Genomic DNA, 25,576 nt, shown 5'->3' with positions numbered 1-25,576 from the left:
TCCTTGGCTCATGGGCACCAGTAAATCTCTAACGTAGGTTGCAGAAACGCGCGCACCGGCATGGCCGCGACGTCGTCGGATGCCAGTGCGGCATTCAGGGTGGTCAGTTTCGATTGACCGGAAATCGACAGAATCTTGTGCTTTGCCGAAGCCAGCAGCGCGCGGCTCATGGTCAGGCGTTGGCGCGGCACACTCGGCGCCAGCATCGGCCAGCAGCGACGGCTGCCGTCAGCCTGCAAGGCTTCAGTCAGGTTCGGGCTGTCAGGGAACAGCGACGCGGTGTGACCGTCATCGCCCATGCCCAGCACCAGCACGTCAATCGGCGGCAATTCGGCAAGCAAGCGGTCAGCTTGTTCGGCAGCCTGCTCGACGTTGGCCGCCGCGCTGTAGAGGCTGAGGAACTGCGCCTTGGCGGCCGGGCCTTTGAGCAGATACTGCTTGAGCAGGCCGGCGTTACTGTCAGCGTGTTCAACCGGTACCCAGCGTTCGTCGGCGAGGGTCACGACGACCTTCGACCAGTCCAGCTCCTGCTTGGCCAGGTGCTGGAAAAACGCCACCGGGCTGCGACCACCAGAGACCACCAGCACCGCGTTGCCGCGTGCGGCGATGGCATCGCTCAGCTGCTTGGCGACGTTCAGCGCCAGACCTTCGGCCAACAGCACCGGGCTCTTGAACGGGTGAGCGTGCACACCCGCAGGCAGTTTCACATCAGATATCGCCATACCACGACCTCCCGTCCCGCGTGATCAGTGCAATCGAGCTCATCGGCCCCCACGACCCGGCCGCATACGGCTTGGGCGCGTCACCGGATTTTTTCCAGCCGGCGATCAGTTGGTCACACCACTTCCACGCGGCTTCGATTTCATCTTTACGGACAAACAGGTTCTGATTGCCGTTCATCACTTCCAGCAACAACCGCTCGTAGGCATCGGGGATCCGCGCGCTGCGCCAGGTGTCGGAGAAATTCAGTTGCAGCGGGCCGCTGCGCAGTTGCATGCCCTTGTCCAGGCCCTGCTCCTTGGTCATCACACGCAAGGAAATACCTTCGTCCGGCTGCAGACGGATGATCAGTTTGTTGCTGATCTGCAGGCGTTGCTCCGGCGCAAAAATGTAGTGCGACGGCTCCTTGAAGTGGATGACGATCTGCGACAGCTTCTGCGGCATGCGCTTGCCGGTACGCAGGTAGAACGGCACGCCGGCCCAGCGCCAGTTGCGGATGTCGGCACGCAGGGCGACGAAGGTTTCGGTGTCGCTCTGGGTGTTGGAATTCGGTTCTTCGAGGTAGCCCGGTACGGACTTGCCTTCGCTGTGCCCGGCGATGTACTGACCGCGCACCACTTGAGTGGTCAGGCCTTCCGGGCTGATCGGCGCCAGGGCCTTGAGCACCTTGACCTTTTCATCACGGATGCTATCGGCGGACAGGTCGGCTGGCGGGTCCATGGCGATCAGGCACAGCAGCTGCAACAGGTGATTCTGGATCATGTCGCGCAGTTGGCCGGCCTTGTCGAAGTAGCCCCAACGGCCTTCGATGCCGACCTTCTCGGCCACGGTGATTTCCACGTGGGAGATGTAATTCTGGTTCCACTGGGTTTCGAACAGGCTGTTGGCGAAACGCAGGGCGATCAGGTTCTGGACGGTCTCTTTGCCCAGGTAGTGGTCGATGCGGTAGGTGCGGTTTTCCGGGAAGAACTGCGCCACCGCGTCGTTGACTTTGCGCGAGGATTCCAGATCGGAGCCGATCGGTTTTTCCAGGACCACGCGGGTGTTTTCTGCCAGACCGACTTTCGCCAGGTTCTCGCAGATTGCGCCGTACACCGCTGCCGGTGTGGCGAAGTAGGCAATCATGCGTTGCGTGCTGCCGGCCGCTTCGGCCAGCGCCACGTAATCTTCAGCCTTGAGGAAGTCGACGTGCAGGTAGCTCAGGCGCGCCAGAAAGCGCTCGGCCACGGCCTCGTCCAGCTCTTTGCCGACGTAACGGCGCAATTCGGCGGCGATGAACGCCAGGTGCTGCTGCTCGGAGCCGGGTTCACGGGCCTGCGCGATGATGCGCGTGTCCTCGTGCAACAGGTCGGCGCCATCGAGGTGATAAAGGGCAGGAAACAGCTTGCGCAGGGCCAGATCGCCCAGAGCGCCGAACAAGGCAAAGGTGCACGGTTCAACCGTAATCGAAGGCATGATGTTTGTTCTTTTATCAAGTTAAGCTACAAATACCTTTTTTCAAGGCATCACTCAAGGGAAAATGTAGTAATAACCACAACATTTTCGCAAAATACAGATTCCGAGTGGTGGTCGGTCGGAGCCACCAGTAGGATAGGCCACCGTTACGGGCCACATCAAAGGCCCAATTTGCATAGCCCGGCGCACCTTTGCGCAGGTGAATTAGGAATTCCATATGGACCGCGTGCGAAATTTACTGGAACAGATCCAGAGTCGCCTTGAAGAGCTGAACAAGGCCGAACGCAAAGTCGCCGAGGTGATCCTGCTCAACCCGCAGCAGGCCACTCGCTTCAGCATCGCCGCCCTCGCCCAGGCCGCATCGGTGAGCGAGCCGACGGTCAACCGTTTCTGCCGTTCGTTCGGCGTCAGCGGCTACCCTGAACTCAAGCTGCAACTGGCGCAAAGCCTGGCCAGTGGCGCGGCGTATGTCAGCCGTGCGGTGGAGGCCGATGACAATCCCGAGGCGTACACGCAGAAAATTTTCGGCAGTGCCATCGCTTCGCTGGACAGTGCTTGTCAGGCGCTCGACCCGAACCTGATCAGCCGCGCCGTCGACCTGTTGATTCAGGCCCGGCAGATCCACTTCTTCGGCCTCGGGGCTTCGGCGCCGGTGGCGCTGGATGCGCAGCACAAATTCTTCCGTTTCAACCTCGCCGTCACCGCGCATGCGGATGTGCTGATGCAGCGAATGATTGCTTCGGTGGCGCACACTGGCGAGCTGTTCGTGATCATTTCCTACACCGGCCGCACCCGCGAACTGGTGGAAGTGGCACGCATCGCGCGGGAGAACGGTGCTTCGGTGCTGGGCCTGACCGCCGAGAATTCACCGCTGGCCAAGGCCAGCACCCTGAGCCTGAACATTCCGCTGCCGGAAGACACCGACATTTATATGCCGATGACTTCGCGGATCATTCAGTTGACAGTGCTGGATGTGTTGGCGACCGGGATGACCTTGCGTCGCGGAGTGGATTTCCAGCCGCATTTGCGCAAGATCAAAGAGAGTTTGAATGCCAGCCGGTATCCGGTGGGCGACGAGTTCAATTAGGACGCGTCGCGTAAAAGATCGCAGCCTTCGGCAGCTCCTACATGATGTGTACGCCACCTCAATGCAGGAGCTGCCGCCGGCTGCGATCTTTTGATTTTCAGGCAGCCGCCCACGCCTGCAAACTCAAATGCGCCTTCTCCCCCGGCGCCAGATGCAAGCTGTCAGTGCCCCCCGCCGCCGCTTCGACACAGACAAACTCCGTCACTTCATCCCAGCTCACGCCCAGCAACGGTCGCGAGCCTGGATGCCAGACCACGGTGTCGCCACTGTCACCGGTATCGATGCACAACTCGCGCTGCCAGGCGTGATCCTTGAGCTGCAATTCGCCGTCGTGCTGGAACACCCGCTGACAGCCGCCATCGACGCGCAACTCGCCTTCCTGCTGGCACGACTGGCGGCTCAACTGGTCGTAACCCTGCGCACCTTCGAGGCCAGACAGCGCTATCTCACCGACATCGCCAATACGCCAGTAAGCGTGCAAAGCCTGGCTCAACTGGCACGGCATGTCGTCCTGATGCTCGGTGCTCAGGCGCAATTCCATGCGCTCGCCCAGGTGCGCATGCAGGTCGACCTGCCAGTCGCACAACTGCAATTGCCAGTGCAGGCGTACGCCATCTTCGGCGCTGCTGCTGTCGAGCAACTTCCAGTCAAGCAGTCGCGCCCAGCCATGGGACGGCCAGGCGTTTTCGCTCGGATGACGGCCATACCACGGCCAGCACACCGGCACACCACCGCGAATGGCGCCAACGTGCGGCCACTTCGCCGCACACCACAACCACGGTTTCTGCCCGCGTGGCTGAAAGTGCAGCAACTGCGCACCCTGCCGACTGAACACCGCCTGACACAGCGGATGATCGATCACCAGCACATCGCGCATCTGATAGCGCTCCCAGGCGAACACCGGTCGCTCGCGCAGGGATTTGAAGAAGCGTTGCAGCGGATGCTCATGCATTGGCCACGGTTCCGAATTCGACTGTCATGGGTTGCGCCACCCTCAAAAAAAAGCGGACAGCCTTGGCTGTCCGCAAATATGCGCACATAGAGAGGAGCTTATCGCAGACGCGTCAGAACGTAGACTGAATTTTCAGACCAGCGACCAAAGCGTTGTCCACTTCATCCACACCGCCCGGATGAGTGATGTACTGCAGGTTAGGACGAACGGTCAGCCAGTTGGTGACGTGGAAGCCGTAGTTGATCTCGTAGTTGTATTCGGTTTCACGAATCGGCGAGAACACCGGATTGTCGTAGTCCGAAACACCGTTGGAAGCATTCAGGAACTCGGCGTTTTTCTTCACGTCATCGTTGACATGAATACGCGCCGCACCGATACCCACGTCATCTTTAGGACGCGCGTCAAACGGGCCCTTGTAGACAAACATCACCGACTGATAGTTATCGATGAAGTTGGTGTCCTTGTCGTGGAACGTGGCGTTGGCCGCAATGTTCAGACCGCGCGATGCATCACCGTTGTGGCTGGTGAGTTGCTGTTGCGCGACGAACCAGTAGCCGTGTTTGCTGCTGTGGGTCTTGTACGCGTCGCCGGTAGTCGCCGCGTCGAAACCGTTGACGTCTTCACGGACGTCATTGGCGTCAGCCGTGCTCTTGTAGTAACCGACGCGGTATTCGCCCGGCAGGCTGTTGACCTTCGGCGACCAGACCAATTCGACTGGCAGAACAGTACCTTTGGTGCCGCTGCCGCTGAGCTTGAAGCCGTTGCCGTGTTCCAGCTGCGACGGGTTCTGGTTGTACGCACCGATCTGCGCGTAGAGCTCGTCGTTGATGTTGTACTTCACGCGGATCGCGGCCTGGCTGACGGGCCAGTTGTACCAGATGTTGGTTGCCCAGTTACCCACTTGCGAGCCGCAGAACGCCAGGTTCTGGAAGTCGCACGGGAAGGTGTTGAAGTCTTCGCCTTCACCGAAGTAACCGGCCTTGACGTCGAGCTTGTTGTCGAAGAACTGGTGCTGAATCCACAACTGGGTCAGACGCACCATGTGGCCACGACCGTAGACTTCCTGCGAAGACGACAGAGTGCCGGCACGCGGATCGCCAACGCGATCGTTGGAGATGTTTTGCCCGTTACGGTTGGTCAACTGGATCTTGGCCTGAGTGTTGTCCCAGCCCCAGAGCTTTTGCAGGTCCAGCGCCACGCCCAGACCGAACTGATCGCTGTAGCGCCCAGTCTTGTCATCGTTATAGCCGCCATGCAGGTTGGCGCCCATTTCCCCAACGTAGTCGGCCTTGATGTCGATACCCTGCTCGATCAGCTTGGTCCGCTCGCCACCCCAGTCACCGGTCATCCATTTCGAGTCGGAGCTGAAGGCATCCGCCGCCATGGCGTTACCGGCCAGCACCAATGCCGCCGCAGCTGACACTTGGCAGATCAACCGGGCATTGACGTGTTTCTTTTTCATCCCTACATCCTCGTCTTTATTGTTATTAACTGTTTTTTTCCAACGCGGTTTACATAAATTGCGATGCTCGACAGGCCGGGCACCGCTTGCTCCTTGTAGGAGTGAGCCTGCTCGCGATAGCGGTTTTACATTCAACATCTCTGTCGACTGATACACCGTCATCGCGAGCAGGCTCACTCCTGCATTGATCTTCAGCGGCCTTTGAATTGCGCGACGTTCGCCGACCGTGCTTCGGTCTGCGCCTGGCCCGCAACGCCCAGACGCTCGCCAGTCTTGGCATCGAACAACAACACTTTCGACGGATCGAATTGCAGGGTCAGGGTCTCGCCCACCTGAGGCGCCACGTCCGGTGCCAGGCGGCAGCAGACCTTGGTCTCATTCAGGTTGACGAACACCAGTGTGTCCGGACCGGTCGGTTCGGTGACCTGCACTTCGGCCTTGATGCTCGGCAGGCCGTTGCCCTCGCCGTTCGCCAGAACGATCTGTTCCGGGCGCAGGCCGAGGATCACTTCGCGATCTTCCAGCCCTGCATCCTGCATGCTCATCGGCAACTCGCAACGGGCCTGACCGCTGTCAAGCAGCGCCAGCAGACGACCGTCCTTGCGTTGCAGGCGCAGCGGAATGAAGTTCATCGGCGGCGAACCGATGAAACTCGCGACGAACAGGTTGGCCGGATCGTTGTAGATCTCTTTCGGCGTGCCGAACTGCTGAATGATCCCGTCCTTCATCACCGCCACTTTGTCGCCCAGGGTCATCGCTTCGATCTGGTCGTGGGTCACGTAGACCGTGGTGGTTTTCAGGCGCTGGTGCATCAGTTTCATTTCGGTGCGCATCTCGACGCGCAGCTTGGCGTCGAGGTTCGACAGCGGTTCGTCGAACAAATAGATCTTCGGACGGCGCGCCAGCGCACGCCCCATCGCCACACGCTGTTGCTGACCACCGGAGAGCTGACCCGGCTTGCGGTTCAGCAGGTGTTCGATCTGCAGCAGCTTGGCCACGCGCGCGACTTCTTCGTCGATCGCCGATTGCGGCATCTTGCGGATCTTCAGACCGAACTCGATGTTCTCGCGCACGCTCATGGTCGGGTACAGCGCGTAGGACTGGAACACCATGGCGATGTCACGATCCTTCGGGCTCATGCCGCTGACGTCCTGGTCGCCGATCATGATCGCGCCGCCGGTGATGGTCTCGAGGCCGGCGATGCAGTTCATCAGGGTCGACTTGCCGCAGCCCGACGGGCCGACCAGGATCAGGAACTCACCGTCCTTGATCGACAGTTCGATGTTCTTCAGGGTGTCCGGCAGGCCGGCACCGTAGGTCTTGTTGACGTTGCGAAGTTCGAGCGTTGCCATGATTACCCCTTGACTGCGCCGGCCGTCAGCCCGCGCACGAAATACTTGCCTGCGACCACATAGACCAGCAGGGTCGGCAGGCCGGCGATCATCGCCGCTGCCATATCAACGTTGTATTCCTTGGCGCCGGTGCTGGTGTTGACCAGGTTGTTCAGCGCCACCGTGATCGGTTGCGAATCACCGCTGGAGAACACCACACCGAACAGGAAATCGTTCCAGATCTGGGTGAACTGCCAGATCAGGCAGACCATGATGATCGGGGTCGACATCGGCAGAATGATCCGCCGGAAAATCGTGAAGAAACCCGCGCCATCCAGACGTGCCGCCTTGACCAGCGCATCGGGAATGCTCACGTAGTAGTTACGGAAGAACAGCGTGGTGAACGCCAGACCGTAGACCACGTGAACGAAGACCAGGCCGGTGGTGGTGCTCGCCAGGCCCATCTTGCCGAGGGTGAACGAGGCCGGCAGCAGTACGGTCTGGAACGGCAGGAAGCAGCCGAACAGCAGCAGACCGAAGAACAGTTGCGAACCACGGAAGCGCCACATCGACAACACGTAACCGTTCAGCGCGCCGATGGCAGTGGAGATGACCACGGCCGGCACGGTGATCTTGATCGAGTTCCAGAAGTACCCGTCAACCGTGGCCCAGGCCTTGACCCAGCCGATGCCGCTGACCACGGTCGGCCAGCTCAGCAGGTTGCCGGTGCTGATGTCTTCCGGGGTCTTGAAACTGGTCAGCAGCATCACCACCAGTGGAATCAGATACAGCAGGACCGCGAGGATCAGCACCGCGTAGATCGCGACGCGACTCAGGCTGAAGGCGGGTTTGGCAGCGAGACTAGTCATTACGCTTGGTCCTCAGCTCGGAGTACAGGTAAGGCACGATGATCGCGAGAATCGCACCGAGCATCAGAATCGCACTGGCCGAGCCCATGCCCATCTGGCCGCGACTGAAGGTGAAGGAATACATGAACATCGCCGGCAGGTCGGAGGAATAACCCGGGCCACCCGCCGTCATCGCCGCGACCAGGTCGAAGCTCTTGATCGCGATGTGGGCGAGGATCATCACCGCACTGAAGAACACCGGACGCAGGCTTGGCAGCACCACTTTCCAGTAGATGGTCGGCATGCTCGCACCGTCGATCTGCGCGGCACGAATGATCGACTGATCGACACCGCGCAGGCCGGCGAGGAACATCGCCATGATGAAGCCCGAGGCTTGCCACACGGCGGCGATCACCAGGCAGTAGACCACGCGATCCGGGTCGATCAGCCAGTCCAGACGGAAGCCTTCCCAGCCCCAGTCACGCAACAATTTGTCCAGGCCCATGCCCGGGTTGAGCAGCCATTTCCACGCGGTACCGGTGACGATCATCGAGAGCGCCATCGGGTACAGGTAAATGGTGCGGATAAAGCCTTCGCGACGGATGCGCTGGTCGAGGAACACCGCCAGCAGCACACCGATCACCAGGGTGATGCCGATGAACATGCCACCGAACACCGCGAGGTTCTTGCTCGCGACCCACCAGCGATCGTTGTCGAACAACCGCGCGTATTGCGCCAGGCCGGCCCACTTGTAGTTGGGCAGGAACGTCGAGGTGGTGAACGACAGCACGAACGTCCACAGGATGTAGCCATAGAAGCCCACCAGCACGATGAACATGCTCGGCGCCAGCACCAGTTTCGGTAGCCAGCGCTGCAGTGCATCGAACGGCGAGGCCTTGCTGAACACAGCAACAGAACTCATGGGGAAATCCAGAATAATGATTTACGAGGGCATTCCCCTTGTAGGAGTGAGCCTGCTCGCGATTGCGGTGTGTCAGTTAATGAATCCTTTACCTGACAGATCGCTATCGCGAGCAGGCTCACTCCTACAGGGGCCAAGCATTACTTGGCCGACTGAACCGCCGCACCCAGTTTCTTGGCCGCATCGGCCGGGTCGGCTTTCGGGTCGTTGATGTAGTTGGTCACGACATCAAAGAACGCGCCCTGCACCGCCAGCGTGGTCGCCATGTTGTGCGCCATGCTCGGCTGCAGGCCACCGGACTTGGCGTCTGCCAGGAAGTCCTTGGCAGCGGTCTGCGCGCAGGAGTCGAAACCGAGTTTCTCCATGTTGTTCAACATGTCGTTACGAACCGGGATCGAGCCCTTGTTGATGCTGAATACTTTCTGGAAGTTTTCACCCAGCACGACTTTGGCGATGTCCTGCTGACCGGCCGCAGTGCCTTTGTCTTTCTGCTTGAACACCGCCAGGGAGTCGATGTTGTAGGTGAAGGCCTTGTCGGTGCCCGGGAAGGCTACGCACTCATAGTCCTTGCCGGCGACTTTCTTGGCCGCGGTCCATTCGGACTTGGCCCAGTCACCCATGATCTGCATGCCGGCCTTGCCGTTGATGACCTTGGCCGCTTCCAGGTTCCAGTCCTGACCCTTGCCGTCGGCGTCCATGTAGGTCGCGACTTTCTTCAGCTCGGTCAGCGCCTTGACCATTTCCGGACCGGTCAGCGCTTTGTTGTCCAGATCGACCAGGGCTTTCTTGTAACCATCAACGCCCATGACCGAAAGCACCACGGCTTCGAACACAGTGCTGTCCTGCCAAGGCTGACCGCCGTGAGCCAGCGGGATGAAACCCGCAGCCTTGAGCTTGTCGCCAGCGGCGTAGAATTCTTCGAGGGTGGTCGGGTTCTTGGTGATGCCGGCTTTCTTGAAGACTTCCGGGTTGATCCACAGCCAGTTCACGCGGTGAATGTTCACCGGTACGGCCACGTAATCACCGTCGTACTTCACGGTATCGGAGACTTTCTTGTCGAGCAGGCCGTCCCACTTCTCTTCTTTGGCCACGTCCTTCAGGACATCGGTATCGAGCAGACCGGTGGATGCCCATTCCTGGATGTCCGGGCCCTTGATCTGGGCGACGCCCGGCGGATTGCCGGCAACAGCGCGGCTTTTCAGTACGGTCATGGCCGTGGCACCGCCACCGCCGGCGACAGCGCCGTCTTTCCAGGTGAAACCGTCTTTTTCAACTTGCGCCTTGAGCACATCGACAGCGGCTTTTTCGCCACCGGACGTCCACCAGTGCACGACTTCGACCGAACCTTTGGATTCGGCAGCGGAAACACTGAGAGGCAGAATTGCGAGCGGGAACAGGGAGGCGACAGAAATGACAGTAGCGAGGCGAGAAATCGCATTCATCTGAGATGTACCTTTCTTGTTGTTATGCATGCAAGTCTGGTGCTTGCGCTGCACAGGAGTTTAAACAGGGCAATTCCCTTCGCAGGTAACGAAGGGACGCGCAAATGTCACCACATGGTTACACAGGAACAGCCCGGGATATTTGCGCCAGAGCCGTTGCCATACTCGGTGACAAGGGTAGACGAGGGATCAGTACCGCCTGCCAGGCATGATACAGATCGGGTTTGCCCGGCCAGATATCGGCGCTCGGGCGGTTTTGCGGATCGAGTTCGTGATGCCAGCTACCGTCACAGCGATCGATGAAATGGCCCTCACAGAATTCCCAGAACCGCCGGTACCAGGTTTCGTATTGCGCATCACCGGTGCGTTTGAGCAGAGCGCTGGCCGCCGCGCTGGCCTCGGCATGGGTCCAGTGCAAGCGATGACGCACCACGGCTTTATTGTCCCAGTCGAGGGTGTAGACAATCCCCGGGGCGCCATCGACGTCCCAGCCGTGACGGCAGTTCTGCTCGAAGAGTTTTTGCGCATCGGTCGCCAGCCAGCCGGGCGTGAGCATTCCGGCCTGAACCCGCGCCGCTTCGAGGTGCAGCAGCAGCCGCGCCCACTCGAAACCGTGGCCGGGAGTGGTGCCGTAAGGGCGGAAACCGTCGGCCGGGTTGTCGTGGTTGTACTCGCGCAGCGGTTGCCAGTCGCGGTCGAAGTGCTCAATCACCCTGTAGCCATTGGCGGCAGCGTGACCATGGATCACCCGCTCGACGATGCGTTGCGCACGCACCAGCCAACGCGGATCTTCAGTGACATCGGCCAGCGCGAGGAACGCTTCGGTGGCGTGCATGTTGCTGTTGGCGCCGCGATAGGCCTCTTCTTCGCGCCAGTCGCGATTGAAGAATTCGCGCATGGCGCCCTCTTCTTCGCTCCAGAAATACGTGTCGATGATGTCGATGGCGTCATCCAGCAGCGCTTGGGCGCCGGGACGCTGCGCGACCACCGCAGAGCTGGCCGCGAGCGCGACAAAGGCATGCAGATAGGCGTTCTTGCCGGTGTTGCCATCGCGATGTTCGGCGACCGCAAACCAGCCACCATGCAGCGCATCCCGCAGCGGCCCGCGCAGGGCCGCGATGCCGTGATCGACCAGTTCGGCAAACCCCGGCAGGCCCTGAATATGGGCCATGGCAAAACTGTGGGTCATGCGCGCGGTGTTCATGGTTTCGGCTTGCGCGTTCGGCGGCAAACGACCGCGTTCGTCGAGGTTGCCGAAGCCTTCGGGCAGTTTTGCAGCCTTGGCGAACGCCAGCAGGCGCAGACCTTCGTCGGCGAGCCATTGCTGGTGCGCAGGGGCGTTCAGCCAACTGCTGAAGCCTGGGTGAAAGGTGTCCATGAGTGGCCCTTTTTTGTTGTTATGACTGCGGGCAGTCTAAACAACGGGCCAGGGTGGGCTTGTAACGAAGGGGGCGGGGTTTGTCACCGGCTCGTGACATTCACATATTACTTGTGGCGAGGGAGCTTGCTCCCGCTGTGACGCGAAGCGGCACCCAAAAGACGGCCTGCTGCGCAGTCCAGCGGGAGCAAGCTCCCTCGCCACAGGGGCGGTATCAGTCAACACTGCGCGGCAACTGCAGGGTCACCCGCAACCCACCCTCACGCAAATTCTGCAGCGTCACCTCGCCGCCATGGCTGTGGGCAATGTTGCGCGCAATGCCCAAACCGAGACCATAACCCTGCTGTTGCCCGGCCAACCGAAAGTGCGGCTCGAACACCTGCTCCAGCCGTTGCTCCGGCACACCCGGGCCTTCATCGTCGACGTGCAGGACAAACGCGCGCTCATCGTCGTCGATGTGCAAATGCGCGGTTTGCCCGTACTTCAACGCGTTGTCGATCAGATTGCCGATGCAGCGCTTCAACGCCAGAGGCTTGCCCGGATACGCCGCCAGCGCCTTGCCTTGCTGGGTCACGCGGCCATTGCCGTGGGGCGCCAGATACGGCTCCACCAGACAGTCGAGCACATGATTGAGATCCACCGGCTCGATGTTCTCGTGGATGTCGGTGTCTTTCACGCATTGCAGCGCGCCCTTTACCAGCAACTCCAACTCATCCAGATCGCGACCGAACTTGGCTTGCAGCTTCTCGTCTTCGAGCAGTTCGACACGCAAACGCAGACGGGTGATCGGCGTGCGCAGGTCATGGGAAATCGCGCTGAACAACTGGCTGCGTTCGGTCAGGTAGCGGCTGATACGCTCGCGCATGGTATTGAACGCACGGCCCACTTCCACCACCTCACTGCCGCCGCCCTCGGCCACCGGCTCGACATCGGCGCCCAGCGACAGATCCCGCGCCGCCCGCGCCAGACGCTTGAGCGGCCGGCTCTGCCAGTGCACCAGCAAGCCGATGAACAACAGCAAGAAGCCGCTGGTGAGGACGATGAACCACACCTGCTGCGCCGGCAGGCCTTGCTCTTCGAGACTGGTGTAGGGTTCGGGCAGCAACGAGGCGATGTACAGCCATTCGCCCGGGGCCATTTGAATCTGCGTGACCAGCACCGGCGGATTCACCGGTTCCAGAGTCAGCGCGTAATGCGCCCAGGAGCGCGGCAGCTCATCGAGCTTCAGCCCGGCATTGAAGATCCGCAGATCCTCGGGGCTGACGAAGGTCACCGAGATATCAGTGTCATGGCCCAGCGACTGGCGCAGTACTTCATCCACCGCTTGAATCACCGCAGCCTTGCGCGGGGTAATCGGTAACACGTCCATACCCAACGGTTTGTCGTTGAGCGTCACCACGAAACGGGTGCCGCCCATGCTGCGCAACTGGTCGAGCACCAGCGGCCGGTAAGCCACTGGCAGCGAGCGGAAATAACTGACGCTGGCGGTCATCGAATGGGCAAGGCTGCGGGCGCTGGTGACCAGGCCTTCAAGCTGGGTGGCACGCAGTTGCGAGACCCAGATCACGCTCGACAACGTCTGTGCAAACAACACCGCCAACAGGGTCAGCAGCAGCATCCGCCCGAGCAGCGAACGCGGCACCGGCACTTTGCCGGCAAGCCTGCGCAGCGACTCAGTGAGCATTGCCGGCAACCACATTGGCTGCCAGTTGGTAGCCACTGCCGCGCACGGTGCGGATCAGGCGCGGCGGTTTTTCCGTGTCGCGCAGGCGCTGACGCAAGCGGCTGACGGCCATGTCGACAATCCGGTCGAGCGGCATCAGGTCACGGCCACGGGTGGCATTACCGATGGTGTCGCGGTCGAGGATTTCCTGCGGATGATCGAGAAACAACTTCAGCAGCGCGAAGTCGGCACCGGAGAGAATCACTTCTTCGCCGTCGGTGTGGAACAGTCGATGGCTGACCATGTCCAGCCGCCACTCGTCGAAGGCCAGCACGTCGCTGCCGCTGCGTTCCTGGCCGAACTGCGCCCGCCGCAGCAACGCCTTGATTCGGGCTTGCAGTTCGCGGGGGCTGAAAGGTTTGCCGAGGTAGTCGTCAGCGCCGAGTTCCAGCCCGATCACCCGGTCGGCTTCGTCGGAACTGGCGGTGAGCATGATGATCGGCACCTGCGCCTGACGCGGATGCTGGCGCACCCAGCGGCACAGGCTGAAACCGTCTTCATCGGGCAGCATCACATCGAGGATCACCAGATCGCTCGGCGCCTCGTTGAGTGCCAGGCGAAAACTGGCGCCATCGGCCGTGGCCCGCACCTGAAACCCGGCGCGGGTCAGATAGGTTTCCAGCAACTCGCGTATTTCCTGGTCGTCATCGACCAACAATATCGACTTGTTGACTGAGCTCACTTCGAAGGCATCCTTGTTGTTGGAATTGGGGCGGATTATGCCTTAAGCACTGATTTTACAAACACCACAAAACACCTGTAGGAGTGAGCCTGCTCGCGATAGCGGTGTATCAGTCAACGAATATGTTGAATCCAAGACCGCTATCGCGAGCACGCTCACTCCTACAGTTTGATTGCATTTCAGGCAGGGATTGCTTGCTCCAGTGCCACACCGGCACCCACCAGCCCGGAATACGGCGCCGTCACCAGCCACACCGGAATGCCCTTGAAGTAATCGCTCATGCAGCCCTTGTCGGCGAAGCTGCGGGCGAAGCCGCTTTCGACGAAGAAATCGGCAAAGCGCGGTATCACCCCACCAACGATGAAGACCCCGCCACGAGCCCCGGTGGTCAGCACGTTGTTGCCGGCCACGCGGCCGAGCCAGCAGCAGAACTGTTCCAGCACTTCCAGGGCGATCGGGTCACCGGCCAGGCCGGCTGCAGTGATCGCTTCCGGCGTATCGAGTGTCGGTGCATGTCCGTCCACTGCGCAGATCGCGCGGTAGACGCGCGGCAAACCGCCACCGCTCAGCGCCGTTTCCGCACTGACATGGCCGATCTCGTTGTGGATGTGCCGCCAGAGCTGGGTTTCACGCGGACTGCTCAGCGGCAGGTCGACATGACCGCCCTCCCCCGGCAACGCGGCAAACCGGCCTTCGCCGAGATCGAGCAAAGTGCCGACGCCCAGGCCAGTGCCCGGGCCGATCACCACCGCCGGGCGCAACGGCTCCGGCGTGCCTTCGCAGACCACGCGGAATTCGCCGGGCTGCAAACGGGTCATGCCCAGCGCCATCGCCGAGAAATCGTTGATCAGCAGCAGCTGCTCGACCTGCAAGGTCTTGCAGAACGCCGTGCGGCTCAGGCGCCAGTGGTTATTGGTGAACTTGAACTCATCACCACTCACCGGCCCCGCCACCGACAGACACACCGAACCGATCGAACCCGGCGCCAGACCGAGGCCGCTCAGGTACAGGCTGATCGCCTGTTCCGGGCTGGCATGGTCGGCTGTCGCCAGCACCTGAACCGATTCCAGTTGCTGGTTTTTCCACAACGCGAACCGCGCGTTGGTACCTCCGATATCACCGACCAAAGCCAGTTTCAATTAAGCGTCTCCAGGGCAGAAGTGAAGGCGCTGGCGCCCTGCTCCGCCGAGCTGAAGGCCAAACGCATGAAGCCAAACAGTTCGCGACCGCTGCCGATGTTGTTGCCCAACAGGCCTTTGGCAGGTTCGCGCGCTGCAAATTCGGCGGCGTCGACCTTGAGTTCCAAAGTGCCTTTGACGCCATCGACGCGGATGATATCGCCCTCTTGCACCCGCGCCAAAGCACCACCGACATACGCTTCAGGACTGACGTGAATCGCCGCCGGGATTTTCCCCGACGCGCCGGACATGCGCCCGTCGGTGACCAGCGCGACTTTGAAGCCACGATCCTGCAGCACGCCGAGGAACGGCGTCATCTTGTGCAGCTCGGGCATGCCGTTGGAGCGCGGGCCCTGGAAGCGCATCACCGCGACAAAATCCTTCTCCAGCAAACCGGCCTTGAACGCATCGGCCAGATCCTGCTGATCCTGGAACACCATGGCCGGTGCTTCGACGATCTGGTTTTCCAATGCCACGGCGGAAACCTTCATCACACCGCGACCGAGGTTGCCTTCCATCACTCGCAAGCCACCCTCGGCAGAGAATGCACGGGCGACCGGGCGCAGGATGTTTTCGTCGAGGCTTTCGATCGGGCCTTCGCGCCACACCAGTTCACCGTTATCGAGGAACGGCTCTTTGGTGTAGCGGCTCAGGCCATGGCCGAGCACAGTGTTGACGTCTTCGTGGAGCAGGCCGGCTTCGAGCAGTTCGCGGATCAGGAATGACATACCGCCAGCGGCCTGGAAGTGGTTGATGTCGGCCTTGCCGTTCGGGTAGACGTGGCTCAGGGTCGGCACGACTTCGGAGAGGTCGGCCATGTCCTGCCAGGTCAATTGAATACCCGCGGCCATGGCGATCGCCGGCATGTGCAGGGTGTGGTTGGTCGAGCCGCCGGTGGCGTGCAGCGCGACGATCGAGTTGACCAGCGCCTTCTCGTCGACGATTTCGCCGATCGGCATGAAGTTGCCGTTCTGCTTGGTCAGGCGCGTGACCTGATGCGCGGCTTCGCGGGTCAGGGCATCACGCAGCGGGGTGTTCGGGTTGACGAAAGACGCGCCCGGCAAGTGCAGGCCCATGACTTCCATCAGCAACTGGTTGGTATTGGCGGTGCCGTAGAAGGTGCAGGTGCCCGGGCTGTGGTAGGACTTCATCTCCGACTCCAGCAGCTCTTCGCGGGTCGCCTTGCCTTCGGCGTACTTCTGCCGCACGTCGGCTTTTTCCTTGTTGGAAATCCCCGAGACCATCGGCCCGCCCGGGACGAAGATCGTCGGCAGATGGCCGAAGCGCAGCGAACCCATCATCAGGCCCGGGACGATCTTGTCGCAGATGCCGAGCATCAGCGCGCCGTCGAACATGTTGTGCGACAGCGCCACCGCCGTGGACATGGCGATCACTTCGCGGCTCGGCAGGCTCAGCTCCATGCCTGGCTCACCCTGGGTCACGCCATCGCACATCGCCGGCGTACCACCGGCGAACTGGCCGACCGAACCGATTTCGCGCAGCGCGTTTTTGATCTGCTGGGGAAAGACTTCGTACGGCTGGTGCGCCGAGAGCATGTCGTTATACGAAGAAACAATGGCGATGTTCGCCGAGTTCATCATCCGCAGGCTGTGCTTGTCTTCGCTGCCACACCCGGCCACGCCGTGGGCGAAGTTGGCGCATTGCAGCTTGCCGCGCATCGGCCCGTCGGTGGCGGCGCCGCGAATCAGTGCAAGGTAAGCCTGACGCGTGGCGCGGCTGCGGGCGATAAGCCGTTCGGTGACCTCAAGAACGCGGGGATGCATGTGTAGAACTCCAGGCTAACGGATGTGGCGACCTGATTGTCTATGCTGATCAAACGCCGTTGTTGTTGGAATGACAGACGGCTTTTTTGACCATTCGGACCAGTTGATTCAGGTCACTCGTTGTAGATAAAACAAAATATTGCCACTAAAAAGGCTTGTTTTCTATTTTTATGCGAATAATCTTGTAATTCCAACAACAAAACGACGGCGGCGCTGTTCAATGACTCTTCGAATCGCAATCAATGGTTTTGGCCGTATCGGCCGTAATGTCCTGCGCGCACTGTATACCCAAGGCTATCGACAGGATTTGCAGATCGTCGCCATCAACGATCTGGGCAACAGCGCCATCAATGCCCATCTGCTCAAATACGACACCGTTCACGGCACATTCGACGCCGAAGTGGCCCATGACAACGAAAGCCTGACGGTCAATGGTGACCGCATTGCGGTCAGCGCGATTCGCAACCCGGCCGAGCTGCCATGGGCGGCGGAAAAAATCGACGTGGTGTTCGAATGCACCGGTCTCTTTACCGACCGTGCCAAAGCCGCCGCGCATCTTACTGCCGGCGCCCGCAAAGTCATCATCTCGGCTCCGGCCAAAGGCGCCGACGCTACGGTGGTTTATGGTGTGAACCACGACATTCTGCGCCAGTCGCACCAGATCATCTCCAACGCTTCGTGCACCACCAACTGCCTGGCGCCGGTAGCGCAGGTGCTGCACCGCGAGCTGGGGATCGAAAGCGGACTGATGACCACGATTCATGCCTACACCAACGACCAGAACCTGACCGACGTCTACCACACCGACCCGTACCGCGCGCGTTCGGCCACGCAGAACATGATCCCGAGCAAGACCGGCGCCGCCGAAGCGGTAGGCCTGGTGCTGCCGGAACTGGCGGGAAAACTGACCGGCATGGCCGTGCGGGTTCCGGTGATCAATGTGTCGCTGGTGGATCTGACTGTGCAGCTGAAGAAGGAAGCCACGGCCGACGAGGTCAACGCGCTGATGAAAGCCGCCAGCCAGCACTCGAAAATTTTGGGTTACAACACGTTGCCGCTGGTTTCCAGCGACTTCAACCACAACCCGCTGTCGTCGATCTTTGACGCCAACCACACCAAAGCCAGCGGCAAATTGCTGAAAGTGCTGGCCTGGTACGACAACGAATGGGGCTTCTCCAACCGCATGCTGGATAACTGCCTGGCGCTCTGCAACGCCGAGTAACCGACAACTCCCTGTAGGAGCTGCCGAACGCGGCCCGAGCCTTCGGCAGCTCCTACATTTGCCTGCTTCGTTGAAAACAACACTTGACCACTCGACTAAATGATAAGCATTATCATTCGCTCGAAATGGATCAGGTTCCCCCGTGAGTCAATCGCGCTTCAATCACGTCTTCCTCTCTCAGCGCACGTCCCTGCTGCGCACAATCGAGCGGATGGTCAATAACCACAGCACCGCCGAAGACCTGCTGCAGGAGACCTACCTGCGCGTCACGCGGGCGCTGAGCGAGCGCGCCATTGATCACCTTGAACCCTTCGTGTTCCAGACTGCGCGCAACCTGGCGCTGGATCACCTGCGTGCGCGCAAGATCCATTCGCGGACGATGGTCGATGACGTGCCGCAGGACGTGGTGCACAGCGTCGCCGCCCCCGCCAGCAGCGCCGAAGACGCCGCCCACGCCGAACAATTGCTGGAGCGCCTGAACGTGAGCCTCAGTCAACTCAGCCCGCGTCAGCAGCAGATCTTCATCCTCAGCCGCCTGCACGGGCACAGCTACCAGGAAATCGCCGACGAGCTGAATGTGTCCCTCAGCACCGTGCAGAAGGAGCTCAAGCTGATCATGACCATTTGTATTGGCGTCGCAGAACGTCTGAATGGCGACTGAAGTCGTAGGCCTTTTCTGTCAGTGTCAGGATCGCCTGCACTGATCATCGGGCTTTGCTACCCTTGCCCGACTTTTACGCTTCACTAAAAAACAGCCGTGCACAGACACTGCCGAGGAAACACCGTGACGGACACCCACCGCTCGCCTTCGCCGGATTCGGCGCAGGACGCTGCCAACGCAATGGATCAGGCTCTGGACTGGCTCATCGTGCTCGGCAGCCCGGACGAGGAACAGACCCGGCAGTTCCATGCCTGGCTGGCGGCCGATCCGTTGAATGCCGAGGCGTTCGCCAAGGCGCAGGCGATCTGGGACGGGCCGCAAGTGGTGCAATGCGCGCAGAGCCTCGCGGCCAAACCGGCGAAAGTCACTGTGCTCAAACGTCTGCGCCCGCACTGGAAACCGTTGGCCACCGCTGCGGTATTGGTGCTCGGCCTGTTCAGTTTCAGCAACCTGCCGATGCGCCTGCAGGCCGATCATCTGACCGTGGTCGGCGAGCGTCAGCGCCTGCAACTGGAGGACGGCTCCAAGGTGCTGCTCAACACCAACTCGGCATTCTCCAGCACCATCAATGACCGGCAGCGCGTGGCGCGGCTGTATCAGGGCGAAGCGTTTTTCGAGGTGGCCAGCAACCGTGGCCAGCCGCTGGAAATCGATGCCGGCCCGGTGCAGGCCAGCGTGCGCGACACCGCGTTCGCCGTGCGTTATCTGGACGGTGTGGCGCAAGTCAATGTGCAGCGCGGCGATGTCGACCTGCGCGCCACGCACAATGACGCGCGGGTGCGCTTGTCCGCCGGGGAAAGCATCCGCATCGGCCCCAACGGTTTTGATCGTCCGGCCAAGCTCGATACCGCGACTGATCTGGCCTGGGTCCAGGGCCGCCTGGTGTTCGAGAACTGTCCGTTGAATCAGGTGCTGGCCGAATTGCGCCGCTACTACCCGGGCTGGATCATCAACACCAACGAGCAGTTGGCCGACGTCAACGTTACCGGCAATTACCGCCTCGACCAGCCGCTGGACGTGGTGCGCTCCCTCGCCCACATCACCTCGGCGCGCCTGCAGGAATTCCCCGCGCTGGTCATCCTGAACTAAATGAGAATTATTTTTACTCGATAGCCAAAGCCCGTTCGTCTCGTTATAGCCAATGCAATTGATTCGCATCTTCGGAGGCGAGTCAGCACCTATAAAGATTCGTGCGACACGGAGCGCTATCGATGTCCTCTCGCCTTACCCGCCAGACTGCTTCCCCTTCCCGCGTATTGTCGTTGCTGACAGCCGCCATCCTCATGGCCGGCACCGCACCGCTGATGGCTGCCAGCGAACAACCGGCGCGCAACATGGGTGATTATTCGTTCTCGATCGACCAGCAACCGCTGGTATCGGCGCTCAATGCCTTCACCAGCGTGACCGGCTGGCAGGTCGGTTTGCCGGCAGAACTGGGTCAGGGCGTGTCGTCGCCGGGCGTGCGCGGTTCGCTGCCGCCGGAGAAAGCCCTGGAGCGCCTGTTGGTGGGGACCAACCTGAGCTTCCGCAAGCTGAGCAACAACAATATTGTGCTGGAGAAGCGCAGCTCCAGCGGCGCGCTCAATCTGGATCAGGTGACCATCAGCGCCACCCGCCAGGAACAGTCGGTCAGCAGCGTGCCGGCCACCGTCACTGTGCAGACCCGTCAGGATCTGGATCGCAACAACATCAACACCATCAAGGATCTGGTGCGCTACGAGCCGGGCGTATCCGTCGGCGGCGCCGGCCAGCGTGGCGGGATCAGCGGCTACAACATTCGCGGCATCGACGGCGACCGCATCCTGACTCAGGTTGACGGCGTCGAAGTGCCGGACGGTTTCTTCAACGGCCCGTACGCCAAGACCCAGCGCAATTACGTCGACCCGGAAATCGTCAAACGCGTGGAAATCCTCCGTGGTCCGGCCTCGGTGCTGTACGGCAGCAACGCCATCGGCGGCGCCGTCAGCTACTACACCCTCGACCCGGACGACATCATCAAGCCCGGCAAAGACGTCGGCGCTCGCCTGAAAACCGGTTACAGCTCCGCCGATGAGAGCTGGCTGAAATCCGCCACCGTTGCCGGGCGTGCCGAACAGTTCGACGGCTTGCTGCACTTCAGCCAGCGCGACGGTCACGAAACCGATTCCTATGGCAGCAACAACGGCACCGGCCTGGCGCGCACCGCCGCCAACCCGGAAGACGTCAAAGCCACCAACGTGCTGGCGAAGATCGGTTGGAACTACAACGAAGATTCCCGTCTGGGCCTGACCTACGAGAAGTACAAGGACGACCGCGATACCGATCAGAAAAGTGCCTACGGCGGCCCGTACTTCAATGGCGCCCCGACCATTCCCAACAGCATGCTGCCCGGCGGCATGTACCAGTGGCGCACCGGCAACGACACCATCACCCGTGAGCGCTTCGGCCTCGAACACAGCTTCGTCCTCGACAGCCTGCTGGCCGATAACGTGAAGTGGAGCCTCAACCACCAGATCGCCAAGACTGACCAGAGCACCGAAGAGTTCTACTACCCGATGACCCGTAAAGTGCTGCGCACCCGCGACACAATCTACGAGGAAAAACAGTGGGTATTCGATGCGCAACTGGACAAGGCCTTCGCCATCGGAGACACCGATCACGTGCTGACCTACGGCACCACAATCAAACAACAGAAGGTCACCGGCTCGCGCAGCGGCGACGGCAAGTGCCTGGCAGTCGGCCGAGGCTGCACCGCCATCGGCGCCACCAGCGCGGCGGATGTGCTGAAAAAATCCAGCGACTTCCCGGACCCGACCATCAACACCTACAGCCTGTTCGCCCAGGATCAGATCAGCTGGAACCAGTGGACCTTCCTGCCGGGCCTGCGCTACGACCACACCCAGCTCAAGCCGCACATCACTCAGGAATTCCTCAACACCGTGGCCGCCGACGGCAACGGCACGGTCAGCGACGCGAACAAGAGCTGGCACAAAGTCTCGCCCAAATTCGGCCTGACCTATGCCCTGACCGATAACTACACCTGGTACGGCCAATACGCTGAAGGTTTCCGCACGCCGACCGCGAAAGCGTTGTACGGGCGCTTCGAAAACAGCACCACCGGCTACAACGTGGCGCCGAACCCGAACCTGGAACCGGAAAAAAGCAAAAGCTATGAAACCGGTTTGCGCGGCAACTTCGAGCAAGGCTCGTTCGACGTGGCGGTGTTTTATAACAAGTATCGCGACTTCATCAACGAAGATGCCGTCACCCCTGGCTACGACGAGTTGACCTTCCAGTCGAGCAACATCAAGCACGCGACCATCAAGGGTGCCGAAGTCAAAGGTCGTCTGAACCTCGATGCGTTCGGCGCGCCGCAAGGCCTCTACACCCAAAGCTCGATCGCTTACGCCTACGGTCGCAACAACGACAACGGCGAGCCGCTCAACAGCGTCAATCCGCTGACCGGCGTATTCGGTCTGGGTTACGACCAGGACAATTACGGCGGCCTGCTGAGCTGGACCGTGGTGAAGAAAAAGGACCGCGTCGACGACAGCAACTTCAAGTCGCCGGATGGCGTCAGCAGCCAGTTCAAGACCCCGGGCTTCGGCATTCTCGACCTGGCCGGCTATTACAAAGTCACCGACGACGTCACCGTCAGCGGCGGCATCTACAACCTGACCGACAAGAAGTACTGGCTGTGGGATGACGTGCGCGGTTACGACAGTGTCGGCGAAGCCTCGGTGACGCAACCGGCCAACCTCGATCGCCTGACCCAGCCGGGCCGCAACTTCGCGATCAATCTGGTCTGGGACATCTGATCCGCATGGCCCTGCGGCGCGCATTGATCAGCGCGTCGCGGGGCTTTTTTTACGGTTTGGCACCTGCCCGTTCGTCTCGTTATCACGCGCCTCTTTTATCAAGGACACTCCATGACCACTTCGGAAAAAGCCCTGCGTTCGCAACGCCTGAACCAGATCACCCACGAGCCGCACAGCAAGCTCGACGCCCTGGTCAAGGCTCACGCGCCGTTCGAAACCCGCGCCAACTTCGCTCGCTTTGTGGTGGCGCAATACCTGTTCCAGTCGGAACTGGTTGACCTCTATAACAACGCCGAGCTGACTGCCATCATCCCGGACCTGCCAGCCCGTTGCCGCGCGGAAGCGGCCAAGGCTGACCTGGCGGATCTCGACACCGACATCCCGCCACCGGTGGCCGGCGCGCTGAAAAATCCGAGCAAGGCCTGCGCCCTCGGCTGGATCTTTGTCTCCGAAGGTTCGAAGCTCGGTGCAGCGTTCCTGATCAAACGTGCGGTGGCACTGGAGCTGAGCGAAACCTTCGGCGCCCGCCACCTGGGTGAACCTGAAGGCGGCCGTGCCGAAGGCTGGAAAAGCTTCGTGCGCACCCTCGACTCCCTGCAGTTCACCGCCGAAGAGGAAGCGCAAATCGAGCAAGGCGCAATCGACGCGTTCAACCGCTTCACCGTGCTGCTGGAACAGGCTTACGCGACCGAAGCAGAACCGGCCTGACACAACATAAAATCCCCTTGTGGGAGCGAGCCTGCTCGCGAAGGCGGCAGCACATTCAAGATTAATGTGGCTGATCCACCGCTTTCGCGAGCAGGCTCGCTCCCACATTGGAACTGCAACAACCTGTAAGATCTCCCTTCCGCTTCAGAAGCAACCGCTGAACCCATGCCGCAACCCGCCGCCTCAAAACTCGCCCGCCTGCTGTTCGGCCTGCTGGCCTACGTCAGCCTCGGCATTGGCCTGATCGCCATCGTCGTGCCCGGCCTGCCGACCACCGAGTTCATCCTGCTCGCCGCCTGGGCCGCGACCCGCAGCTCGCCGCGCCTGAGTGCCTGGCTGGAAAACCATCGGCTGTTCGGGCCGATTCTGAGCAACTGGCGCAACGGCAAGATCATCGCGCGCAAGGCCAAGGTCAGCGCCACGATCAGCATGCTGCTGTGCGCGACACTGATGCTGGTGATGCTCGATCACGGCTGGCCGGTGTATCTGGCGATTGCCGGGATGACCCTCGGTAACCTGTGGATCTGGTCGCGCCCGGAAACCATCGCCTCCTCCTGACTCACAGATCCCCCTGTGGCGAGGGAGCTTGCTCCCGCTCGGCGGCGAAGCCGTTGCAAAGCCTTCGCATGCGGCGAGTTGGTAAGAATGCTGGGGAGCGCTGCGCACTCCAGCGGGAGCAAGCTCCCTCGCCACAACAGCCTCATCACCACCAGTTCCTCGGCGTTCATCAGGCTGAAACTTCCCTGTAATTAATCGCCTTTTCAGCACAATCCCCTGCGCAAACGTTTAGCGCTGACCGTTCGTCGGCGAGCGCCTCATGCACCTTCGCCGCGCGCCGATGAGCAATGCATGGCGCTGAATGGATTTGGCAAACCGGGTAGTTCATCCCGTGGCCACCTGCTCATTCATTCACGAGATCGCCCCATGTTCGACTCTCTCTCCATTCGCCTGAAAATCGTCCTGCTCTCCGGCCTGTGCCTGCTGGGTGTGGTTGCGCTGATCGTCGGCATGAACATTTACCAGACCAACCAGAACGACGAACTGGTCAGCAACTCCAGTAACCAACTGCTCACCGCCAGTGTGCAGAACCTGTTGCAGGGCAAGGCGGCCGAGCAAGCGGTGCGGGTGCAGAAGACCTTTGGCGAAAGCCTGACGGTGATCACCGCACTGGCCGATCAGATCAAGGACATGCGGGTGATGGCCGCCAAGCGTTCGCTGGACGCCGGTGCCCTGCGTGAAGAGTTGAACCAGAGCCTGAAAACCGCGTTCGAGCGCAACGACAAGGTGCTCGGCATCTGGCTCGCCTTCGAACCCGACGGCCTCGACGGCAAGGACAGCGAGTTCGTCAACGACGCCGCGCGCCAGTCCAACGAAGCCGGGCGTTTTGCGACCTACTGGAGCCGCGCCGCCGGCTCGGCGCTGAACACGATCATGGTCGAAGAAGACATGACCAAGACCACCCTCAGCCTCAGCGGCACACCGTACAACAGTTGGTACACCTGCCCTCGCGACAACAAGCGTACCTGCCTGCTCGACCCGTATGCCGACACCGTGGGCGGCAAGGAAATGTTGATGACCACCATTTCCGTGCCGCTGATCGTCGACGGCAAAGCCATCGGCGTGGCCGGTGTCGACATCGCCCTCGATGCCCTGCAAGCGGCGGCGGTGGATTCCCAGCGCAACCTGTTCAACAACGCCGGGCACATGCTGATCGTCTCCGGCAGCGGCGTGCTCGCTGCCGACAGTTCCGACGCGACCAAGGTCGGTAAAAAGATCAGCGATACCCTCGGTGCCGACGGCAAGGATCTGCTGCAACTGATCAGCAGCGGCACGCCGAAGATTCTTGAACAGGGCGACCTGATTCGAGCGGTGTACCCGGTGGATCCGATTGGCAACTCGCGGGCCTGGGGTGTGGTCATCGACCTGCCGAAACAGGTGCTGCTGGCCGACTCGGTGAAGCTGCAAGCGGTGCTCGACGACGCGCAGGAAACCGGTGTGATCACTGCGTTGCTGGTGGCGGTGGTGGCTGGTCTGGTCGGCCTGCTGCTGATCTGGCTCACCGCCTCGGGGGTAACCCGGCCGATCAACAGCGTCGCCGAGATGCTGAAGAACATCGCCAGCGGTGAAGGCGATCTGACCCAGCGCCTGAACTACACCAAGAGGGATGAACTGGGCGAACTGGTGAACTGGTTCAACCGCTTCCTCGACAAGCTCCAACCGACCA

General features: G+C 60.9%; 20 protein-coding genes and 1 pseudogene. 8 read left to right on the top strand and 13 right to left on the bottom strand.

What is annotated here, in order from left to right; all coding sequences use genetic code 11:
• Nucleotides 1–8 precede the first annotated feature (8 nt).
• Together pgl and zwf are read right to left on the bottom strand one after the other, a co-directional pair.
• Nucleotides 9–722 (bottom strand): 6-phosphogluconolactonase, encoded by a 714-nt coding sequence (gene pgl, locus BW33_RS13865; protein ID WP_047599571.1) that lies wholly within the window; start codon nt 720–722, stop codon nt 9–11.
• Nucleotides 709–2,175: a glucose-6-phosphate dehydrogenase gene (zwf, locus tag BW33_RS13860; protein WP_047599570.1), complete on the bottom strand. Its 1,467-nt coding sequence runs from the start codon at nt 2,173–2,175 to the stop codon at nt 709–711. Before zwf ends, pgl begins: the two co-directional genes overlap by 14 nt.
• Nucleotides 2,176–2,401: 226 nt before the next feature.
• Here zwf and BW33_RS13855 point away from each other — a divergent pair, with 226 nt between their 5' ends.
• Nucleotides 2,402–3,262: a MurR/RpiR family transcriptional regulator gene (locus BW33_RS13855; RefSeq protein ID WP_169842436.1), complete on the top strand. Its 861-nt coding sequence runs from the start codon at nt 2,402–2,404 to the stop codon at nt 3,260–3,262.
• 97 nt (nt 3,263–3,359) lie between these two features.
• On the opposite strand, the gene BW33_RS13850 is transcribed toward BW33_RS13855, so the two are convergent.
• The 11 genes from BW33_RS13850 to edd form a co-directional block, all read right to left on the bottom strand.
• Nucleotides 3,360–4,214, bottom strand: a complete 855-nt coding sequence (locus BW33_RS13850; protein ID WP_007969321.1) for a D-hexose-6-phosphate mutarotase — start codon at nt 4,212–4,214, stop codon at nt 3,360–3,362.
• 112 nt (nt 4,215–4,326) lie between these two features.
• Complete coding sequence (locus BW33_RS13845; protein ID WP_027612565.1) at nt 4,327–5,676, bottom strand: carbohydrate porin; 1,350 nt, start codon at nt 5,674–5,676, stop codon at nt 4,327–4,329.
• A 191-nt stretch (nt 5,677–5,867) separates the two neighbouring features.
• Nucleotides 5,868–7,028 carry an ABC transporter ATP-binding protein gene (locus BW33_RS13840; protein ID WP_025112826.1) on the bottom strand — a complete coding sequence of 387 codons (1,161 nt, stop codon included), beginning with the start codon at nt 7,026–7,028 and terminating at the stop codon, nt 5,868–5,870.
• A 2-nt stretch (nt 7,029–7,030) separates the two neighbouring features.
• Complete coding sequence (locus BW33_RS13835) at nt 7,031–7,876, bottom strand: carbohydrate ABC transporter permease (RefSeq protein WP_047599569.1); 846 nt, start codon at nt 7,874–7,876, stop codon at nt 7,031–7,033.
• Nucleotides 7,869–8,777 carry a carbohydrate ABC transporter permease gene (locus BW33_RS13830; protein ID WP_007917874.1) on the bottom strand — a complete coding sequence of 303 codons (909 nt, stop codon included), beginning with the start codon at nt 8,775–8,777 and terminating at the stop codon, nt 7,869–7,871. Before BW33_RS13830 ends, BW33_RS13835 begins: the two co-directional genes overlap by 8 nt.
• A gap of 140 nt (nt 8,778–8,917) precedes the next feature.
• A complete protein-coding gene (locus tag BW33_RS13825) occupies nt 8,918–10,219 on the bottom strand; it encodes an ABC transporter substrate-binding protein (RefSeq protein ID WP_047599566.1) in 1,302 nt (433 codons plus the stop codon).
• A gap of 118 nt (nt 10,220–10,337) precedes the next feature.
• Nucleotides 10,338–11,597, bottom strand: a complete 1,260-nt coding sequence (locus BW33_RS13820; RefSeq protein ID WP_047599565.1) for a D-mannose isomerase — start codon at nt 11,595–11,597, stop codon at nt 10,338–10,340.
• Nucleotides 11,598–11,811: 214 nt separating this feature from the next.
• Complete coding sequence (locus tag BW33_RS13815; RefSeq protein WP_047599564.1) at nt 11,812–13,281, bottom strand: ATP-binding protein; 1,470 nt, start codon at nt 13,279–13,281, stop codon at nt 11,812–11,814.
• Nucleotides 13,271–14,002 carry a response regulator gene (locus BW33_RS13810; protein ID WP_047599562.1) on the bottom strand — a complete coding sequence of 244 codons (732 nt, stop codon included), beginning with the start codon at nt 14,000–14,002 and terminating at the stop codon, nt 13,271–13,273. Before BW33_RS13810 ends, BW33_RS13815 begins: the two co-directional genes overlap by 11 nt.
• Before the next feature lie 179 nt (nt 14,003–14,181).
• A complete protein-coding gene (locus BW33_RS13805; RefSeq protein ID WP_047599560.1) occupies nt 14,182–15,141 on the bottom strand; it encodes a glucokinase in 960 nt (319 codons plus the stop codon).
• Entirely contained in the window at nt 15,138–16,964 is a 1,827-nt protein-coding gene (edd, locus tag BW33_RS13800; RefSeq protein WP_047599558.1) for a phosphogluconate dehydratase, read from the bottom strand. The genes BW33_RS13805 and edd overlap by 4 nt, the downstream gene beginning before the upstream one ends.
• Before the next feature lie 220 nt (nt 16,965–17,184).
• Here edd and gap point away from each other — a divergent pair, with 220 nt between their 5' ends.
• The 7 genes and pseudogenes from gap to BW33_RS30465 all read left to right on the top strand — a co-directional run.
• Nucleotides 17,185–18,186 (top strand): type I glyceraldehyde-3-phosphate dehydrogenase, encoded by a 1,002-nt coding sequence (gene gap, locus BW33_RS13795; RefSeq protein ID WP_047599556.1) that lies wholly within the window; start codon nt 17,185–17,187, stop codon nt 18,184–18,186.
• A 142-nt stretch (nt 18,187–18,328) separates the two neighbouring features.
• Entirely contained in the window at nt 18,329–18,847 is a 519-nt protein-coding gene (locus tag BW33_RS13790) for an RNA polymerase sigma factor (protein ID WP_047599555.1), read from the top strand.
• A 123-nt stretch (nt 18,848–18,970) separates the two neighbouring features.
• The gene (locus BW33_RS13785; RefSeq protein ID WP_047599553.1) at nt 18,971–19,936 is read left to right on the top strand and encodes a FecR family protein; all 966 of its coding nucleotides are present in this window, start codon (nt 18,971–18,973) and stop codon (nt 19,934–19,936) included.
• A gap of 122 nt (nt 19,937–20,058) precedes the next feature.
• A complete protein-coding gene (locus BW33_RS13780) occupies nt 20,059–22,644 on the top strand; it encodes a TonB-dependent receptor (RefSeq protein WP_047599552.1) in 2,586 nt (861 codons plus the stop codon).
• 111 nt (nt 22,645–22,755) lie between these two features.
• Nucleotides 22,756–23,352: a biliverdin-producing heme oxygenase gene (locus BW33_RS13775; protein WP_047599550.1), complete on the top strand. Its 597-nt coding sequence runs from the start codon at nt 22,756–22,758 to the stop codon at nt 23,350–23,352.
• Nucleotides 23,353–23,517: 165 nt separating this feature from the next.
• Nucleotides 23,518–23,910 (top strand): YbaN family protein, encoded by a 393-nt coding sequence (locus tag BW33_RS13770; RefSeq protein WP_047599548.1) that lies wholly within the window; start codon nt 23,518–23,520, stop codon nt 23,908–23,910.
• Between the two features lie 291 nt (nt 23,911–24,201).
• Nucleotides 24,202–25,557: pseudogene (locus BW33_RS30465) on the top strand (PDC sensor domain-containing protein); the annotation flags it as partial.
• Nucleotides 25,558–25,576: the final 19 nt, after the last annotated feature.

Source organism: Pseudomonas sp. RIT288, assembly GCF_000631985.1.
Lineage (GTDB): Bacteria > Pseudomonadota > Gammaproteobacteria > Pseudomonadales > Pseudomonadaceae > Aquipseudomonas.
The sequence above is the reverse complement of the archived record's forward strand: the minus strand, read 5'-3'. Positions and strand labels throughout refer to the sequence as shown.